Annotated in this window: 17 protein-coding genes; 7 read left to right on the top strand and 10 right to left on the bottom strand. The window is 36.0% G+C overall.

The genetic code is table 11. From position 1 onward, the window contains the following. Nucleotides 1-18: 18 nt before the first annotated feature. The 8 genes from ACFQ0R_RS05210 to purN all read right to left on the bottom strand — a co-directional run bounded on the left by ACFQ0R_RS05210 (nucleotide 19) and on the right by purN (nucleotide 9,480). Nucleotides 19-1,317, bottom strand: coding sequence for an oligosaccharide flippase family protein (locus tag ACFQ0R_RS05210; protein WP_379657318.1), 1,299 nt, complete (start codon nucleotides 1,315-1,317; stop codon nucleotides 19-21). 15 nt (nucleotides 1,318-1,332) lie between these two features. Next, a complete protein-coding gene (wecC, locus tag ACFQ0R_RS05205; RefSeq protein WP_379657317.1) occupies nucleotides 1,333-2,544 on the bottom strand; it encodes a UDP-N-acetyl-D-mannosamine dehydrogenase in 1,212 nt (403 codons plus the stop codon). Next, nucleotides 2,541-3,677: a non-hydrolyzing UDP-N-acetylglucosamine 2-epimerase gene (gene wecB / locus ACFQ0R_RS05200; RefSeq protein WP_379657316.1), complete on the bottom strand. Its 1,137-nt coding sequence runs from the start codon at nucleotides 3,675-3,677 to the stop codon at nucleotides 2,541-2,543. Before wecB ends, wecC begins: the two co-directional genes overlap by 4 nt. A 67-nt stretch (nucleotides 3,678-3,744) precedes the next feature. Continuing rightward, nucleotides 3,745-4,722: a hypothetical protein gene (locus ACFQ0R_RS05195; RefSeq protein WP_379657315.1), complete on the bottom strand. Its 978-nt coding sequence runs from the start codon at nucleotides 4,720-4,722 to the stop codon at nucleotides 3,745-3,747. Between the two features lie 102 nt (nucleotides 4,723-4,824). Then, nucleotides 4,825-6,726 (bottom strand): amidophosphoribosyltransferase, encoded by a 1,902-nt coding sequence (locus ACFQ0R_RS05190; RefSeq protein ID WP_379657314.1) that lies wholly within the window; start codon nucleotides 6,724-6,726, stop codon nucleotides 4,825-4,827. A 45-nt stretch (nucleotides 6,727-6,771) separates the two neighbouring features. Then, the gene (locus tag ACFQ0R_RS05185) at nucleotides 6,772-7,695 is read right to left on the bottom strand and encodes a PfkB family carbohydrate kinase (RefSeq protein ID WP_379657313.1); all 924 of its coding nucleotides are present in this window, start codon (nucleotides 7,693-7,695) and stop codon (nucleotides 6,772-6,774) included. Nucleotides 7,696-8,268: 573 nt separating this feature from the next. After that, nucleotides 8,269-8,889 (bottom strand): ribonuclease H1 domain-containing protein, encoded by a 621-nt coding sequence (locus ACFQ0R_RS05180; protein WP_379657312.1) that lies wholly within the window; start codon nucleotides 8,887-8,889, stop codon nucleotides 8,269-8,271. Nucleotides 8,890-8,892: 3 nt separating this feature from the next. Beyond that, nucleotides 8,893-9,480 carry a phosphoribosylglycinamide formyltransferase gene (gene purN, locus ACFQ0R_RS05175; protein WP_379657311.1) on the bottom strand — a complete coding sequence of 196 codons (588 nt, stop codon included), beginning with the start codon at nucleotides 9,478-9,480 and terminating at the stop codon, nucleotides 8,893-8,895. Between the two features lie 153 nt (nucleotides 9,481-9,633). Here purN and ACFQ0R_RS05170 point away from each other — a divergent pair, with 153 nt between their 5' ends. From ACFQ0R_RS05170 to pyk, 5 genes are all read left to right on the top strand, one after another. After that, nucleotides 9,634-9,870: an acyl carrier protein gene (locus tag ACFQ0R_RS05170; protein WP_093364943.1), complete on the top strand. Its 237-nt coding sequence runs from the start codon at nucleotides 9,634-9,636 to the stop codon at nucleotides 9,868-9,870. Nucleotides 9,871-9,883: 13 nt separating this feature from the next. Next, nucleotides 9,884-11,137, top strand: a complete 1,254-nt coding sequence (fabF, locus tag ACFQ0R_RS05165; protein WP_379657310.1) for a beta-ketoacyl-ACP synthase II — start codon at nucleotides 9,884-9,886, stop codon at nucleotides 11,135-11,137. A gap of 14 nt (nucleotides 11,138-11,151) precedes the next feature. Then, a complete protein-coding gene (gene rnc, locus ACFQ0R_RS05160; protein ID WP_379657309.1) occupies nucleotides 11,152-11,889 on the top strand; it encodes a ribonuclease III in 738 nt (245 codons plus the stop codon). A gap of 136 nt (nucleotides 11,890-12,025) precedes the next feature. Next, nucleotides 12,026-12,508, top strand: coding sequence for an IPExxxVDY family protein (locus tag ACFQ0R_RS05155; RefSeq protein WP_379657308.1), 483 nt, complete (start codon nucleotides 12,026-12,028; stop codon nucleotides 12,506-12,508). Continuing rightward, the gene (gene pyk, locus ACFQ0R_RS05150) at nucleotides 12,508-13,938 is read left to right on the top strand and encodes a pyruvate kinase (protein WP_379657307.1); all 1,431 of its coding nucleotides are present in this window, start codon (nucleotides 12,508-12,510) and stop codon (nucleotides 13,936-13,938) included. Before ACFQ0R_RS05155 ends, pyk begins: the two co-directional genes overlap by 1 nt. 175 nt (nucleotides 13,939-14,113) lie before the next feature. Here pyk and rsmI read toward each other — a convergent pair whose 3' ends face one another. Together rsmI and ACFQ0R_RS05140 are read right to left on the bottom strand one after the other, a co-directional pair. Beyond that, a complete protein-coding gene (rsmI, locus tag ACFQ0R_RS05145; RefSeq protein ID WP_379657306.1) occupies nucleotides 14,114-14,794 on the bottom strand; it encodes a 16S rRNA (cytidine(1402)-2'-O)-methyltransferase in 681 nt (226 codons plus the stop codon). Between the two features lie 2 nt (nucleotides 14,795-14,796). Next, entirely contained in the window at nucleotides 14,797-15,762 is a 966-nt protein-coding gene (locus ACFQ0R_RS05140) for a hypothetical protein (RefSeq protein ID WP_379657305.1), read from the bottom strand. A gap of 100 nt (nucleotides 15,763-15,862) precedes the next feature. Here ACFQ0R_RS05140 and ACFQ0R_RS05135 point away from each other — a divergent pair, with 100 nt between their 5' ends. Next, nucleotides 15,863-16,501 (top strand): thymidine kinase, encoded by a 639-nt coding sequence (locus ACFQ0R_RS05135; protein WP_379657304.1) that lies wholly within the window; start codon nucleotides 15,863-15,865, stop codon nucleotides 16,499-16,501. Then, on the top strand, nucleotides 16,501-17,604 hold the full coding sequence (gene alr, locus ACFQ0R_RS05130; protein WP_379657303.1) for an alanine racemase: 1,104 nt from the start codon (nucleotides 16,501-16,503) through the stop codon (nucleotides 17,602-17,604). Before ACFQ0R_RS05135 ends, alr begins: the two co-directional genes overlap by 1 nt. Nucleotides 17,605-17,739: the final 135 nt, after the last annotated feature.

The following is a 17,739-nucleotide window of genomic DNA, read 5'->3' as shown; positions in this document are numbered from 1 at the left end:
CCACTTGAATTCAACAAATTAAAAAGGCTTAAAGTATGTTTGTATATTTTTCTTTTTCTTCAAATAAGTTGCACCTGCTATATTCCAAAAAATCATACTTAACACAGTGGCTGTAGCAGCACCACTACCTCCATATTTAGGTGTCAAAATCAAAGTCAATATCAAATTGATAATGAGCGCTGAAACCATAAAGTTTTGAAACATCTTTTGCTCACCAATCATCTGCATAACGACACCTACAGAACCTGATAATGAATTAATCATTTGACCAGCACACAAAATAATTAAAACACTTACACCAGCTTCAAAGCCTTGACCAAATAATCCAAGTAGATATGGACTTAGAATAACAATGAAACCAACAACAACAAACGTCATTATAAAATTTATCTTAGTAGAAAATTGGATGAATTTCTTATAGTTGATTGTTTCATTATTAGCGTAACTTTTAGCAATTTTTGGAGCTAAAATAGAATTAATAGCTTGTAAACTGAAAGTAGTTAAGGTAGTGATCTTTACTGCAACACTATATATACCAACGTCAGCTTCATTTTCGTAAACACCCATGACAAAAGTGTCCATCCAACTCATCAAAACAAGTATTGAACTGCTCAACATCATAGGTAAAGCCTCCTTGACAAACCCCCAAGTATTCTGATCAGTTTTAAAAGTAGGTTTTTTTAAAATTAAAATTGCATGAACTAAACTCATCATCGATAAACAAATAAGACCAAAAAAATGAGATTTAATAATGAATAAGACATTATCATGAGCCATCAATAAAATAATCAGCAATAAAATTCCAAACCTCCCTACTAATGTGTAAAATGCAAAGGCTCTATTCATTTTTCTTGCTCGCATTATAGCAGCAGAAACAAAAACAGTTGTCCAAAATGGTATAGAAGGGAGTAGCCAATTAAGGTATGGTAATAATTCAGGTTTTGGCTTTAGAAAAACATCTGTAACTAGAGCTTCACCAAAATTGTATACAATTAAAGATAATAAAGTAGAAAACAAAAAAACTTTAAGCCATGCCCAATAAAAAACACCTGTATCTTGAAGGTTTTCATATTGAGAATAAAATTTAACCAAATTTGAGTCTAATCCTAGTCGCCCAAAAATACTGATGATAGTAAAAATTGAAAAACCTAATGCGATCAAGCCCCACTCAACTTTGCCATAGGTATTAGTAATATAAAATGTAAATGCAAAACTTAAAAGGGTTCCCACAATACGAATCAATAGAAAAGAAAACCCTTTAGTAAGGATTTCTTTGAAATCTGAGTCTTTAAGAGTATTTTGAAGTCTTCGTATCAATTTATTTTATCTGCTTTAAGTTAACACCCCACAAAAATCCAATATTACTTTATCTTTAAGTTTTAGATTCTTAAACTCGTTGTGCGCCACAAGAAAAACAACTATATCGGCTTTATCTGCAGCCGTTTGATAATTAGTCAGTTTAAAAATCTTATGTGACTCTATGTTTGGCTCAACAATAAAATATTCTTCGTTGTTGGCATTTTGTAAGACCTTTTGAGCAATGTATTTAGCTGGTGACTCTCTCAGGTCATCTATATTGGGCTTAAACGCCAACCCCATAATGGCAATGCTTGGTTTACGACCATGTTTTAATTCGAATTCTAGCTTTGCGGTTTGAACTTTCTCTGCACACCAAAATGATTTATAATTATTAATCTCTCGTGCAGCTCCTATAATTTTAGATTCCATAGGATAATCCGCCACAATAAAATAAGGGTCTACTGCAATACAATGGCCACCAACTCCACAGCCGGGCTGTAAGATGTTTACTCTTGGATGTTTATTGGCCAGCTTGATGAGTTCCCATACATCAATATCTGCTTTGTCACAAATCAGCGATAACTCATTTGCGAAGGCAATTTGAACATCTCTTGATGAATTTTCAACCAATTTACACATTTCTGCAGTACGTGCATTGGTCCGGTGTAAATCACCTTTAATAAATTCTTTATAAAAACTTATGGCCTTATCTGTAGATTTTTCATTAACACCTCCAATTACTCTATCATTATGAACTAACTCATGCATCACATTCCCGGGTAAAACTCGTTCAGGGCAATAGGCGGCATTAAGCTTGCCCTTAAGTTCTGGTCGCTCCTGATAGATGAAATCTACCATCTTTTCAGTGGTCCCGATAGGTGAGGTGGACTCAATGATATATAAATCACCTTCTTTCAATAAAGGGATAATAGATTTTGTTGCTGCCTCTACAAAAGATATATCAGGTTCGTTTTTGGCTTTAAAAGGTGTCGGTACAACAATCAGATAGGTATTGGCCTGTACAGGTTTAGTATCTGCTTGAAGAAAGCCTTCTGAAACGGCATCAGAAACAGCCTTGTCAAGGTCTGGTTCTACGATATGAACTTTGCCTTTGTTTATGGTTTCTACTACGTCAGCGTTAATGTCAACACCATGGACATAGGTTTTATTTTGAGCGATAAGAGCTGCTGTGGGAAGACCGATATAGCCTAGTCCTATCATGACAACTTTTGGTTCTGATATCATTGAGGAAGTTTTTTTATAAATTTTACAATTTTATCGCAAGCTAAGCCATCACCATAAGGATTATGTAGTAAGCTCATTTGATTATAGAAAAGATCGTCGCTTAATAACTTATTAGTTTCAGAAACTATTTTTTCTTTGTCAGTTCCAACCAACAAAACTGTCTCAGCATCCACAGCTTCCGGACGTTCTGTGGTTTCACGCATAACCAGGACTGGTTTACCAAGACTAGGGGCTTCTTCCTGGACTCCTCCGCTGTCTGTAATGATGATATAAGACTGGCTCATTAGCCAAATAAAAGCAGGATAGGATAAAGGATTTATTAACGAGATATTCGGCACATCGCCTAAAATGTCAAAAACTGGTTTTTTCACATTCGGATTGAGATGAACGGGATAGATAATTTGCACATCCTCATTTGTTCCCACTATTTCTTTTAAAGCACTACAGATATCTATAAACCCTTGACCATGATTTTCTCGTCTATGTCCTGTGACTAGAATTAACTTTTTATTGGACTCTAAAAGAGGTTTCAAAGATTCTATTTCCTCGTCGGTATATTCTGAAGAATTAACTCTTGCATTACTAAACTTCAGCGCATCTATGACAGTATTTCCAGTGACTAGAATATGGTCATCATCTATATTTTCTTTTAATAAATTTTCTTTTGAAGTCTGAGTGGGTGAAAAATGATAGTCGGCTATACGGCCAGTAACAGATCTATTGATTTCTTCAGGAAAAGGGGAGCGCTTGTTGAAGGTTCTTAAGCCTGCTTCTACATGACAAACCTTCGCCCCGGAATAGAACGCAGCAATACTCGCTGCCATGGTTGTGGTAGTGTCGCCGTGAACATAAACATAGTCTGGCTTAAACTCTTCTAAAACAGACTTTAATGAAGTCAGTATATCAGCTGTTAAAGTGTATAAATTTTGATTTACTTTCATTAAATCCAAATCAAAATCTGGTTTGATTTGGAAAAAGTCAAGTACCTGATCCAACATCTCTCTATGCTGGGCGGTAATACAAACCTTAGTTTCAAAAGAATTCTTTTCACCTTCAAAAGCTTTTACCAGTGGTGCCATCTTGATAGCCTCAGGACGAGTCCCAAAAATGATTAGGTTTTTTATTTTGACCATAAATTTAATTCAGAAATTAAAATCTTTTAAAAAGCAGAATAAACTATTAAACTAGGTGCATTAAAAACTAATCCTTTTTCACAAATCTTGAAATATTTCTACTTAAGTATTTAAAAAAAAAGAAAAATGAGTATAAGATTAATAAAGATATAGGGATAACAAATAATGAAATATTATGTTTTTTACTCAAAACTCGAAAAGAAGAGTCTATTATCTTTAAAACCTCATCCTCTGAAGATATACGGTTTCTTAAAAACAAATCATTGGACAATAACTCCTTCTTTTGTACTAATAACTCATTTAAATCTTGACTAACTGTAAAAGTTACACCACTATTATCTAATTTCGGCGAAGTACCACTACTTTTTTGCTCTTGAACAATACTATCAATTTGAGTTCTAATTGCTTTATTTTCGTATAACTGTTCTTTATAACTTTCTAAAGTAATTTGCTTTAAATTATTGTAATAAGTGTTATTAGACAAAAAAGTATATAAATTATTTGCTATGCTTTCATTATCATCTTGCCCTTTTATGTAAACTCTTAATTTGTGAGTAGGATATTCATTAATGTTTATTTCTTCTTCCAAGAAAGATATTCCCCCATATTCATCTAACAACAATTCAAAAGTTTCCATGTTTTCTTCTGAACTATTGACCAAATTATACACATCCACCACAGGCACCACTTCCAATTCATCAACTCTTTCATATTGCTTGCCAAAGACATCTTTGAGATAAAGTGAATCTTCAGATTTGAGCTTAGTATTAATAGACTTAACTTTACTGTATAAATATTCAGTACTTTCGTAGTTGGTTTTAACTAAGTACTCATTGGTATAAATTTTATTCAACTGCTTTGATAAATAAAACTGTAGAACAAGCCCTAAAACCGCAAGAACAATCAATTGAAATTTATGCTTCCAGAGAAATTGGAAAATTTGGACAATCCCAATTAAAATAGATTTGAAAATTGATCTTATTTTTTCGAAAACAACACCTAAGTCGATTTCGTCTGATGAGGATTGAGTTTGATGATTTTGCATGATATTGATTAGTGATAATTTTAATTTTCCAAATTTAAGAAATAGTTCACACTAAGTAGATGTGAAATCTTACCCGAAGGTTGCGTTGAAATGACGTAAATTTTAATACGCCCTGTCGTTTTTACCTTCGTAAAAGTTCATAAACGCCTTATTAACTACCTTATTGCCTCCTTGTGTTGGGTAGTCTCCTGTAAAGTACCAGTCACCCAGATTTTTGGGGCAGGCTTCATGGAGTTTATCTACAGTTTGATAAATGACTTTGACTTCTGAAGAGATGCTCTCATCGCTTAGAAGCTGAGCAATGCGATCTGAAACTTCTTCGTAAGTAAATGGCTCGTACATGGCTTTGACGTGATTTTGTTCCGCTTGTGAAGCAAATTCAGATTGGTTTTTACACTTATCATAAACAGCATCCACAGTTTCCTGATAGATGCCACGCTCTTTTAACAATGAAACTGCAGCCTGAAACGCCACAAAATCTTCCAGTTTGGCCATATCAATGCCGTAGCAGTCGGGATAGCGAATCTGAGGTGCTGAAGAGACAATAATGATTTTCTTTGGCGACAAACGGTCAAGCATTTTCAAAATACTCTTCTTCAGTGTGGTTCCACGAACAATACTGTCATCGATCACGACTAAATTATCGGTTGGTTTGACGACTCCATAGGTCACATCATACACGTGAGCAACCAGGTCATCTCTGCTGCTGTCTTCTGTAATAAAGGTGCGAAGTTTCACATCTTTGACGGCAATTTTTTCAGTTCTCAACCTTAGGTTGAGAATATTTGCAAGCCTTTCGTCTGTCAGACTTTCTTTTTCTTTAAGGATCGCCTGATTTTTCTGTCTGTTCAATTCATCCTGAGCCGCTTCTACCATGCCGTAAAACGAAGTTTCCGCGGTATTGGGAATGTAAGAAAAGACGGAATTCATGGTGTCATAGTCGATAGCCTTTAAAACTTCTGGCATCAATAAACGACCAAGATTTTTTCGTTCTTTATAAATTTCAGCATCACTGCCTCTGGAAAAATAAATACGTTCGAAAGAACAGGCTTTACGTTCTCTTGGTTTAAGTATGGTTTTGAAATGAACCGAACCGTCTTTCTTGGTAATGATCGCTTCACCTGGCATCAGCTCATGTACATCTTCGTAAGCGACATTGAAGGCCGTCTGTATCACAGGACGTTCAGAAGCCACTACTACGACCTCATCATCTTTATAATAGTAAGCTGGCCTTATCCCATTAGGATCTCTCAACACAAAAGAATCCCCATGACCCAGCATTCCGGCAATGACGTACCCACCATCCCAGTCTTTAGATGATTTTCTTAGTATTTTGTGTACTTTTAGTTGTTCAACTATATGAGGAGAAGCTTCTTTTTTGTTGTAACCTTCGCTTTTTAGTTTCTTATAAAGCTTGCCAACTTCAGAATCCAGGAAGTGGCCTATTTTCTCCATCACTGTCACCGTATCTGCTTTCTCCTTGGGGTGCTGACCTAACTCCACTAAATTTTGGAATAGCTCGTTGACATTGGTCATATTGAAATTTCCAGCAACGATAAGATTACGATGCATCCAGTTGTTTTGTCTCAAAAACGGATGAACATTCTCAATACTGTTTTTCCCAAAAGTACCGTAACGCACATGACCTAAAAACACTTCTCCTAAGTAAGGGAGGTTTTTCTTCTGCGCATCGATATCATCAAGGATTTCAGGGTTCAATTCTAGCTGAGTGTTGATTCTTTCATTAATCTGAGCAAAAATATCCTGTATAGGCTGTGCAGCATTGGAACGAACCCGACTTATATATCTGTTGCCTGGCTCCACATCCAGCTTCACACTCGCTAAGCCAGCACCATCCTGACCTCTGTTGTGCTGCTTTTCCATCATCAAATACATCTTGTTGATGCCGTAAAATGCACTCCCATATTTCTTTTGATAAAAAGAAAGCGGCTTGAGAAGTCTTAGTGTGGCAATACCACATTCGTGTTTAATCAGTTCACTCATTATTGTATTCTATAAAAATGCCCTGAATTTTCAGGGCATTAGGTATTAAGCTAAATTTATTTCAAATTGAGTTAACGCCTGAAAGCTTTCAAGACGCTTATCTACTTCATATTTATCGAGTTCCAACATCTTTTCTGTACCAAATTTTTCAACGCAGAAAGAGGCCAAGTTCGATCCGTAAATCACCGCATTTTTCATATTTCCGAAAGAAATATCTTTAGAGTTGGCCAGATAACCAACAAAACCACCAGCAAAGGTATCTCCGGCTCCTGTTGGGTCAAAAACTTCCTCCAGCGGAAGTGCTGGCGCAAAGAACATCTCTTCATTATGAAACAACAAAGCACCGTGTTCTCCTTTTTTAATCACCACATAATCCGGTCCCATATCTCTTATTTTTCTGGCTGCTTTGACTAACGAATATTCACCAGAAAGCTGTCTTGCTTCTTCGTCGTTGATGGTAATCACATCCACTTTAGAAATGACCTGTTTGAGCAAATCAAGTTCTGAATCCATCCAGAAATTCATCGTATCCAAAACAATCAATTTTGGATTCTTCACCTGGTCGATGACACTCAGCTGAACAGCCGGGTGCAGGTTTCCAAGCATTACGATATCGGAATCCTTAAAATATTCCGGGACATTTGGAGTGAAATCTGCCAACACATTCAGTTGTGTATCCAGGGTATCTCTTGTGTTCATATCATTATGATAACGACCACTCCAAAAGAATGTTTTACCTCCCTTGACGATTTCTAATCCGTCTAAATTGACATTTCTATCAGTAAGCAAATCCAAATAATCTTGTGGGAAATCATCTCCAACAACAGAAACTACTCCAGATTCCACATCAAACTGAGAAGCACTTAAGGCTATAAAAGTACCAGCACCACCAAGAATTTTATCTGTTTTTCCAAAAGGAGTTTCAATAGCATCAAAAGCTACTGTCCCTACAATCAATAATTTGCTCATATCAATAATTTAATTTTTTGCAAATATAGGCTTTCTATAAGAATTTAATCGGCTGAAGGTTTTATTTCAAAGCCTATAAAAATCAATGAGTAAAAACCATATAAAGACTTAGCGGAATTTGATTTTATACTTCTTGAAAAGAAACTTTTTAATTGAAGACTTTTGTTTTTTTATCCACAAAGCCATTTGTAAATATATGAAGAAGACCTCCTGCTTTCAAGGGCTTCAAATTTGGAGCTTAACAAATGGTCCTTTTAATTTAAAGTAGATTAAAAAATAAATAATGTACATTGTTTTATAAAGTAATGTACATTATTTAAAAAGACACAGAGGTTGAAATTTAAAACCAAGCTTTAGGTTTAATAGTTTACACATGTTGATGTTCATGCTACAGGCTCTGGTTACTTTAAATAGTTTATGAAGCAGTTAAAACGATATCTGTCTAGTCTTTTGTTTTCAAAAACGATTAATGGAACACCCTTAAGTGTATTGGACTAGATTTTACTTTTAAAGCAGGTCACATAGACTTAGGATTTCAACCTGTTTAGAGCCTGAGATAGCTCAAAAAAAAGTTTACTTTCTCCCAAAATCAGCAGGAATCTCACCCCAGCTTTTGGTTTCCCATTTCAGAATAGGATTTTTAAAGGTGTTTTTTGAAAGCCAGATTTCAGCCCTTTTGATCAATTCAAATAGTTTTTCATTTTTTGAATTCTTACTGAGCTTGGTCTTGCATTTTTTCTGTCGGATCCAGGACATCGCAATTCTGGAATCGGTATAAACGGGAAGTTCACTTTTCTTATCCTTCAAAAAAGCCAGGCCATGCACCAGGGCTAAAAACTCTCCAATATTATTGGTTCCGTTAGGAAAAGGCCCCATATGAAACAACACCTGTTTAGTCTTGGTAACAACACCTCTGTACTCCATCTTCCCAGGATTTCCACTTGAAGCAGCATCTACAGCAATAGAGTTCCATTCAATACCTTCAGTAGATAAAGGTTTAGAAATAAGCTTTTTTTGTTTTTGATAGCCAAAAAAACCCATAGCATAAGCATCTTTAGCTTCTTCCAGGCTTGAAAATGATTTGTATTTGGCATTTGGATAATTTTGAATTTTCAGTTTGCATTCCTTCCAGGATGAATAAATTCCGGGTTCATACCCTTCCCAAACGACATAATACTTAGAGGATTTTGCCATAAACTAAAACAACAGCTTTTCTATAACTTTAGGGTAATGTTCATATTCCAGGCTATGAATTTTTTCTTCTAAAGAATTTAAGTCTTCATTACTATCCAAATCAATTTTGAACTGAGCGATAATTTCTCCCTCATCATACTCTTCATTTACATAATGTATCGTGATACCACTTTCTTTTTCTTTATTTTTTAGTGTTTTTCTGAAAACGCGCTCACCATACATACCTTCTCCGCCGTATTTTGGAAGTAAAGAGGGATGAATGTTCACTATTTGATCTGGAAAAGCAGCCAGGAAAGATTCTGGAACTTTTAAAAGAAAACCAGCAAATGCTATTAAACTTGGGTTGATGTCTTTTATAACTTCAATCAATGTTCGTGAATCATACAGGTCATCTTTTTCAAAATGTATACACTTTATACCCAGATCGTGAGCTCTGCGTAAAACCCTGGACCTTTTATTGTTTGATAAAATATGAGAAACCTCTATTTCTTCATTATCTCTAAAATAATGATATATATTGATCGCATTTGTGCCGTTTCCGGAGGCAAAAACGATTATCTTTTTTTTTGAATTTGACTTCGATTCTTCCATTTTTATTGATTTGAATTTGAAACTTAAATAATTTCAAAACTAATTCATAAAATATAATTACGTAAATTTAAACACATTTTCACCTTTAAAACTTGTTTTAAACTAAAGTTTTATATTTTTGCGCACTGAATTTAAACATAAAAAATTATAATCATGTCAGACATTGCATCAAGAGTAAAAGCCATTATCGTTGATAAGTTAGGCGTTGACGAAAACGAAGTTGTTACAGAAGCAAGCTTTACAAACGATTTGGGAGCAGATTCTTTGGATACAGTTGAGCTAATCATGGAATTCGAAAAAGAATTTGATATTCAAATACCTGATGACCAAGCAGAGAACATCTCTACAGTAGGTCAAGCTGTCTCTTATATCGAAGAAGCTAAAAAATAAATAGTCTTATTTCATGGAATTAAAGCGAGTTGTAGTTACTGGATTAGGTGCACTTACACCTATTGGAAATAATATATCAGAATATTGGGAAGGCCTTAAACACGGTAAAAGTGGAGCGGCTCCTATTACCTATTTTGATACTAGCCTGTTCAAAACAAAATTCGCTTGTGAAATAAAAAACTTTAATGCCAACGATTATTTCGACAGAAAAGAAGTCAGACGTCTAGACAGGTTTGCACAGTATGCATTAGTAGCTTCAGATGAAGCCATCTTGGATTCTGGCGTAGATCTTAATGTTGTAGACAAATATCGAGTTGGTGTGATTTGGGGTGCAGGAATCGGTGGACTGGAAACTTTCCAAAACGAAGTTATTGACTTCGCTAAGGGAGATGGTACTCCTCGTTTCAACCCTTTCTTTATTCCAAAAATGATTGCTGATATTGCTCCAGGAAATATCTCCATCAAGCATGGATTTATGGGGCCCAATTATGCTACAGTTTCTGCATGCGCCTCTTCTGCAAATGCAATGATAGATGCCCTAAACTATATACGTCTAGGCTACAGCGACATCATGGTAACTGGAGGAAGTGAAGCAGCGGTAACTCAGGCTGGTATGGGTGGATTCAACTCCATGCATGCCCTTTCAACAAGAAACGATGATCCTGAAAAAGCATCCAGACCATTTGATGCTAATAGAGATGGTTTCGTATTAGGCGAAGGTGGCGGCGCTCTTATTCTTGAAGAATATGAGCATGCCAAAGCAAGGGGAGCAAAAATCTATGCTGAAGTTATTGGAGGAGGAATGTCTTCTGATGCTTATCATATGACTGCTCCGCATCCGGAAGGTATTGGCGTGATAGCTGTAATGAAAAATTGCCTGGAGAATTCTGGCTTAAAACCTGAAGATGTAGATACTATCAACACGCATGGTACTTCTACTCCTCTTGGAGATGTGGCAGAATTGAAAGCAATCAAAAAAGTTTTTGGTGAACATGCCAAGAACATCAATATCAATTCTACAAAATCCATGACTGGTCACTTACTTGGTGCAGCGGGAGCTGTTGAAGCTATCGCTTCCATACTTGCTATGCAAAACAGTTTAGTCCCCCCAACCATCAATCATGATACTGCAGATGAAAATATTGACTCAGAGCTAAATCTTACACTGAATAAACCTCAGGAACGAGAGATCAAAGTGGCCATGAGTAATACTTTTGGCTTTGGAGGACACAATGCCTGTGTAGCGTTCAAAAAGTTGGATGAGTAGCTTATTTGTTTTGAATGAAATTTTTTAAACATATACTAAATGAATCCCGTTCTCATAGAGACGGGATTTTTTTTAAAAAAATTCAGAAGATTGTAAAAGTTAAGCCCAGTAGCTTACCGATTTACAAACAAGCTTTTACGCATATTTCTTTAAAATCGAAAAGTGAAGAAGGCCAGACAATAAGTTACGAACGCCTGGAGTTCCTTGGGGATTCCATCCTTGGAGCTATTATTTCAACCTACCTCTTTGAAAATGCACCCCATGGAGACGAGGGCTACCTAACCAAGATGCGCTCAAAAATTGTAAGTCGTAAAAACCTTAATTTATTGGGAGAACGTTTTAACCTTACAGACTTAATTCTATCAGGCATACCTGCAGAAAGGCTTGGGAAAAACATCAATGGCAATCTGTTTGAATCACTTATAGGCGCTATCTACGTTGACAAAGGATTCAAGGCCTGCGAAACTTTTATTTATAAAAAAGTTATTCAAAAAGACGTTGACCTGGCCAAACTGGAAAAAAGGGTGGTTAGCTATAAAAGTTTAATGATAGAATGGTGCCAAAAAAATAAATTCCCGTTTGAATATATTATTGAAGATGATTTTGGTAAAGATGAAGAGAAGCATTTTTCTGTAAAATTATTCATCAACAATGAAATTTGTGGAAAGGCCAGGGAAACTTCAAAAAAAAGAGCGGAAGAGAAAGCTTCTCAAAGAGCCTATTTTACATTTCAAAACCACATTAATACCTAAAATTCTTTCCACGAAAACGTTTTCTTAATTTTTAGAACTGTATTAAGCTAGCCAAGAGTTGATGCATCTTGTTTTGTTTCATATATTTACATGCAGTTCTGTCAAAAAACGGAGATGATTTTTGTAAATTATGATCATGAAAAAAAAGAAATTCAGTTTATCTGATTTTGAGATTTGTGATTTTAAACTTATTGGTATTCATTCTCAGCAGGAACCCCATAAACTAGCTTACCTTATAAATACTGCTCTTAATGCTAATTTCAAGAGAATGGAAAATGACCTTGATATTAAAATAAAGGGGCGCCTTATAGGTTTTCCAGTTTTCGACTATTATAATATGGAATGGGATACCAAATCTCATTTAATTTGTAATCGAGTAAGCATAGAGCAGGAACTTGTAGCCGCTGAAAATTTGTTCGGGACTGAAGATTTCATAAAGACAGAATTCTTATTAAAAGACTATAAACGTGTAGATTATCTTTTAAAGATAGAAGACGAGCTTGATATTTTCAACCCTCAACTCGTTATACAAAGACTAACAAAGATGCATCAAATTTCTATGGTGTACACCATAGACAGCGATGCAATAAAACACCCAGAAAATTTAATTTTAGACTAATGAAAACATCAAAGAAAACAAAAATAGTTTCAACACTAGGACCTGCAACCAGCAAAAAAGAAGTCCTAAAAGACATGCTTGATGCGGGCGTAAATATCTTTAGAATCAACTTTTCGCATGCTGATCATGATGATGTGAGAGATCGCGTGAAAATGATTCGCGACCTTAATGAAGAGTTCGGCTACAATGCTGGTATTCTTGGCGATTTGCAAGGCCCAAAACTTCGTGTAGGAGTTATGAAAGATGAGGTGATTGTAGAGCCAGGTGATGAAATCATCTTTGCTACTGGTGAAGAATTTGAAGGTACAAAAACTCGTGTTTTCATGAATTATGATACCTTCCCTCAGGATGTAAAAGCAGGAGAACGAATTCTGCTTGATGACGGAAAACTTATTTTTGAAGTTGTCAAAACTGATAAAAAAAGTGAAGTTAAAACTAAAGTCATACAAGGAGGACCTCTAAAATCTCGAAAAGGAGTAAACCTTCCAAATACTAACATCTCCCTTCCCGCCCTTACAGAAAAAGATGTAGAAGATGCAATTTTTGCCTGTGAGCTTAAAGTTGACTGGATTGCATTATCTTTTGTAAGGTTTGCAAGTGATCTAAAACAACTTCAGAAAATAATTAGTAAACACAGCGAACATAAAATTCCAATTATATCAAAAATTGAAAAACCTGAAGGTGTTAAAAACATCGATGAAATTATCGCCTATTGTGACGGGCTGATGGTCGCTCGTGGAGATCTTGGTGTGGAAGTCCCGGCACATGAAGTTCCTTTAATTCAGAAACAACTTGTTTTGAAAGCTAAACAAGCCAGAATTCCAGTTATCATTGCTACGCAAATGATGGAGACCATGATCGACAGCCTTACGCCAACAAGGGCTGAGGTAAATGATGTGGCCAACTCGGTTATGGATGGTGCTGATGCTGTGATGTTATCTGGAGAAACTTCAGTAGGAAAATATCCTGTACAAGTCATCCAAAAGATGTCTCAAATTCTTCATAGTGTTGAAAATTCACCACTTATAAGAGTTCCACATGAAGCGCCTCATGTTAAGACTAAAAGATATGTTACAAAATCTGTTTGCTATCACGCCGCCTTAATGGCAAATGAAATAGATGCAAGTACTATCTGTACATTGACCAATAGTGGCTACACCGCATTTCAAATTTCTGCCTGGAGACCAGCTTCTCATATTTTGGCCTTTACTTCCAATAAACGAATACTTACACAACTGAGTTTGTTGTGGGGAGTCAAAGCTTTTTATTACGATAAGTTTGATAGTACTGATGTAACTATTGATGACATCAATTCTATTGCAAAAGCTGAAAAGTATGTTGAAAAAGGGGACTTTGCTATCAATCTTGCGGCAATGCCTATTGAAGATAAAGGTATGGTAAATACGTTGAGAGTTTCGGAGATAAAATAATTATCCTTACAGATCTTTTATTTAAAAGCACTCCAAAATTGGAGTGCTTTTTTTTATGCTTTTAAGCTGAGTTCAATAAATATGAACTAATTGCCTTTCTACTCCGCTCAAAAAGGTGATGCGTCGTTTGAATTTAATTTAAACACAAAGAAGTAAAGCTTTTATTTATCAAAGCTCAGTTTTTTAATCCAGAGCCTGCAAGCACAATGACGAATTCTCCCTTTGGTTTTTTGGTTTCAAAATGAGCTATGACTTCAGTCAAAGTTCCGCGAACTGTTTCCTCATAGAGTTTAGAAATCTCCCGAGAAATACTTACTTGACGGTCTTCACCAAAATGTTCTATACACTGCTGAAGCGTTTTCAGAAGTTTATAGGGCGATTCATAAAATATCATAGTCCGATCTTCTTCAGCTAAAGCTTTTAATCGCTTTTGCCTGCCTTTCTTGGCAGGAAGAAAACCTTCAAAAACAAATTTATCATTGGGTAAACCGCTGTTGACAAGTGCAGGAACAAAAGCAGTAGCACCTGGCAAACATTCTATATTTACTCCAGCTGCAACACAAGCTCTTGTAAGTAAAAATCCAGGATCTGAAATCCCGGGAGTGCCTGCGTCTGTTATTATCGCTGTTTCCCTACCATTTTTGATTTGCTTGACTACAGAACTTGTATGCGAGTGCTCGTTATGTTGATGGTAACTTTGCATCGGCGTTTCGATACCATAATGTTTCAACAAAATTCCGCTAACCCGTGTATCTTCTGCAAGGATGACATCAACAGATTTGAGAACTTCAACGGCTCTATAAGTCATATCTGCGAGGTTACCAACAGGTGTTGGTACCAAAATTAATTTTGACATGCTTACTCGAATTTAAGTTCAATAATCATCATAAATCTAGCTTCTGTAACTTCTTTTCCCTCCCAGGAGTTATAATCTGGTTTAATCTGTTGTTCTATAAACTGTTTTGCTTCCCGGAATGAAGACATCGTATTCAATTGAGAAAGCACACGGTTATAATCATCTGTACTGCCGCCAAACAAATGATTGGTGAAGGCAATTCTGTCGTTCAGTCCGATTTTGATACCGCTTTTGAGTTTATCATTAAGTGATCTTTTTTCTTGCTGAGATGAATTCAAATTAGACCTAACCTCATCTGGAGATGGTGCCTCAGACTTTGATTCCTCTTTGGGCACTTCAGGATTCGTTTTAGGATATTCTTGTTTTGGTGGGGTCGAATGATTTTCTTCTTCAGACTTAGGTTCAAAATCTGGCAGATCATCGAAGTGTACGCCATAACTTTTGAAGTCATCTTCCGTTGGGTAATGCTTATCTGAGGAAGGTTTTTTCTCTTCACGTGAAGATTCAGTCGATGGTTTATCCTCTTCAGTTTTAGGTTCTCTATCTGGTTTGTTTTCTTCTGAATTTGATTCTGAGCTTGACTTTGATTTATTAGTCAGCTTTTCAAACTCAGCCAGAAGCAAATCTACCTGCTCAGATTCTGGTGGCATTTGAGAAACAATATCTTTAATTTTTTCGGTATTGGGTTCAGAAATAGGATTTGGGTTATAATCCATACCATCTGGTGATTTGTAGTGCCCGCTTTCTTCATCGATGTCACTAAATTGTTCTGAAAATACTTGCTTAAATTCACTTTTGGAAACTTCAGATTTTAAGCCTCCAAAATGCAATTCAGCAAAAGCTAAAATACTCAGCTTCTCATATAGTACAGCGGTTTCCTTTTTCAATTGATGAATATCAGCTCTATTTTTTAATTTCAAAATTCGTTCGGCTAGACTTATCAATTCGTCTTCTAAGACTCTCTTCATAATATTTGTGATTTTCTTTTTTAAAGACCCTATATTTTTTGCTAATTTTAGCCTTATTATTCTGTAGTGTAAACTATTTATTAACGCCCTAAATTACAAAATGTTTCTCGAAAACACTGTTAATCATAAAGAGCAATTTGGATGGATCGAAGTGATCTGTGGAAGTATGTTTTCCGGAAAAACGGAAGAATTGATCAGACGACTGAAGCGTGCAAAATTCGCTAAACAAAAAGTAGAGATCTTTAAGCCACAAATCGATCGTCGCTATGACGATGAAGAAGTGGTTTCTCATGACGAAAACTCTATCCGTTCCACTCCTGTTCCTGCAGCCGCAAATATTCGCCTTTTAGCAGACAGCTGTGATGTAGTAGGTATTGATGAAGCTCAGTTTTTTGACGATGAGATCGTCTCGGTTTGCAACGATTTGGCCAACAGAGGCGTGAGAGTAATAGTGGCTGGATTGGATATGGATTTTAAAGGAAATCCATTTGGACCGATGCCCAATTTGATGGCTACTGCAGAGTATGTGACCAAGGTTCACGCCGTTTGTACCAGAACTGGAAATTTAGCTCAGTATAGCTTTAGAAAGTCCACTAAAGAAGACCTTGTTTTACTTGGCGAAACCGATGAGTACGAACCATTGAGCAGAGCTGCTTACTTCAAAGCTATGCTCAATGAAAAGGTGAAACATATTGACGTAAAGGATTCTGAAGTGCTAACCCCAAAAAAAGCAGATTGATGTCCAAAGTTTTAGAAACCCGTCTTGAAATAGACCTCGGTGCTTTGGAAACAAATTTCAATTTACTGAAAAGTTATCTGAGCCCAAAGACCAAAATGATGGGAGTCGTGAAAGCTTCTGCATACGGGACAGACTCCATTATCATTGGAAAGCATTTAGTAAAATTGGGAGCTCAACATCTCGCTGTAGCTTATATTGATGAGGGCGTAAGATTACGAAAAGCTGGGGTTGAAGTTCCAATTTTAGTGTTTTATCCACAGCTAGAAGAAATTCAAAATCTTGTAGGCTATCAACTCACACCTAGTGTGTATACACATCACTTCCTGGAAGGTCTGTGTCAAGAATTAAAGCATCATCAAGTAGATTCTGTAGGAATTCATATTAAAATCAATACAGGACTTAACCGACTTGGTTTTGAGCTCACAGAGCTGGATTCAATTTTAGAACATATCCATTCTGAGAAAAAAATAAAAGTTGCAGGCGTGTTTTCTCACCTGGCGGCCTCTGGAAATAAAGATGAAGTTGAATTTACGAAAGCTCAAATTTCAAAATTTGAAGAAGCCAGAAGTTATTTTAAAACGCATCTGAATTATACTTTTAAAAGTCACATCTGCAACTCCAGCGGCATCCTGAATTTCCCTGAAGCTGAATTTGATATGGTAAGAGCAGGAATTGCTTTGTACGGCTACGGAAACAATCCTACAGAACACAAAATGCTAAAAGCGGTTGCTAGCCTTAAAACAGTGATTGCTCAGCTTAGAACTATTCAGAAAGGCGATAGCGTAGGTTATGAGCGAAAGTTCAAGGCCGAAAAAACCTCTAAAATAGCCACTTTACCCTTAGGCTATGCCGATGGAATTTCAAGAATTTTCGGAAATGGAAAAGCCCATGTACTTATCAACGGGAAAAAAGCTCCAATTGTAGGCAATGTCTGTATGGATACGTTGATGATCAATGTGACAGGTATTGACTGCGAAGAGGGTGATGAAGTTGAAGTGTTTGGAAAAAACCACACGGTTTTGGATTTTGATATTGAGCAACAAACCATCCCTTACGAAGTTATTACAAGAATCTCTCAGCGAGTGACACGGGTTTTGGTTTAAGATTTCAGATTTTGCATTCGAAAATTTTGCATTAAAGAATTTATTATTTTCAGAATTATGTTGGTATGTTTTAGCTTTCAAGTCTAGTCAAATAAAAGTTTTTTATTTTTATTAAAAACTCTTCTCATAAGTTTA

It is taken from the genome of Psychroflexus salinarum, from assembly GCF_042677225.1.
In the GTDB taxonomy this organism is placed as follows: Bacteria; Bacteroidota; Bacteroidia; order Flavobacteriales; family Flavobacteriaceae; genus Psychroflexus; species Psychroflexus salinarum.
Note: the sequence above shows the minus strand (reverse complement) of the source record. Positions and strands in the feature narration are given on the sequence as shown.

What these genes read in the sequence shown, in the direction of transcription:
- wecC (WP_379657317.1), bottom strand. Translation starts at nt 2,544, where the DNA reads ATGATATCAGAACCAAAAGTTGTCATGATAGGACTAGGCTATATCGGT.
- wecB (WP_379657316.1), bottom strand. Translation starts at nt 3,677, where the DNA reads ATGGTCAAAATAAAAAACCTAATCATTTTTGGGACTCGTCCTGAGGCT.
- ACFQ0R_RS05195 (WP_379657315.1), bottom strand. Translation starts at nt 4,722, where the DNA reads ATGCAAAATCATCAAACTCAATCCTCATCAGACGAAATCGACTTAGGT.
- ACFQ0R_RS05190 (WP_379657314.1), bottom strand. Translation starts at nt 6,726, where the DNA reads ATGAGTGAACTGATTAAACACGAATGTGGTATTGCCACACTAAGACTT.
- ACFQ0R_RS05185 (WP_379657313.1), bottom strand. Translation starts at nt 7,695, where the DNA reads ATGAGCAAATTATTGATTGTAGGGACAGTAGCTTTTGATGCTATTGAA.
- ACFQ0R_RS05180 (WP_379657312.1), bottom strand. Translation starts at nt 8,889, where the DNA reads ATGGCAAAATCCTCTAAGTATTATGTCGTTTGGGAAGGGTATGAACCC.
- purN (WP_379657311.1), bottom strand. Translation starts at nt 9,480, where the DNA reads ATGGAAGAATCGAAGTCAAATTCAAAAAAAAAGATAATCGTTTTTGCC.
- ACFQ0R_RS05170 (WP_093364943.1), top strand. Translation starts at nt 9,634, where the DNA reads ATGTCAGACATTGCATCAAGAGTAAAAGCCATTATCGTTGATAAGTTA.
- fabF (WP_379657310.1), top strand. Translation starts at nt 9,884, where the DNA reads ATGGAATTAAAGCGAGTTGTAGTTACTGGATTAGGTGCACTTACACCT.
- rnc (WP_379657309.1), top strand. Translation starts at nt 11,152, where the DNA reads ATGAAATTTTTTAAACATATACTAAATGAATCCCGTTCTCATAGAGAC.
- ACFQ0R_RS05155 (WP_379657308.1), top strand. Translation starts at nt 12,026, where the DNA reads ATGAAAAAAAAGAAATTCAGTTTATCTGATTTTGAGATTTGTGATTTT.
- pyk (WP_379657307.1), top strand. Translation starts at nt 12,508, where the DNA reads ATGAAAACATCAAAGAAAACAAAAATAGTTTCAACACTAGGACCTGCA.
- rsmI (WP_379657306.1), bottom strand. Translation starts at nt 14,794, where the DNA reads ATGTCAAAATTAATTTTGGTACCAACACCTGTTGGTAACCTCGCAGAT.
- ACFQ0R_RS05140 (WP_379657305.1), bottom strand. Translation starts at nt 15,762, where the DNA reads ATGAAGAGAGTCTTAGAAGACGAATTGATAAGTCTAGCCGAACGAATT.
- ACFQ0R_RS05135 (WP_379657304.1), top strand. Translation starts at nt 15,863, where the DNA reads ATGTTTCTCGAAAACACTGTTAATCATAAAGAGCAATTTGGATGGATC.
- alr (WP_379657303.1), top strand. Translation starts at nt 16,501, where the DNA reads ATGTCCAAAGTTTTAGAAACCCGTCTTGAAATAGACCTCGGTGCTTTG.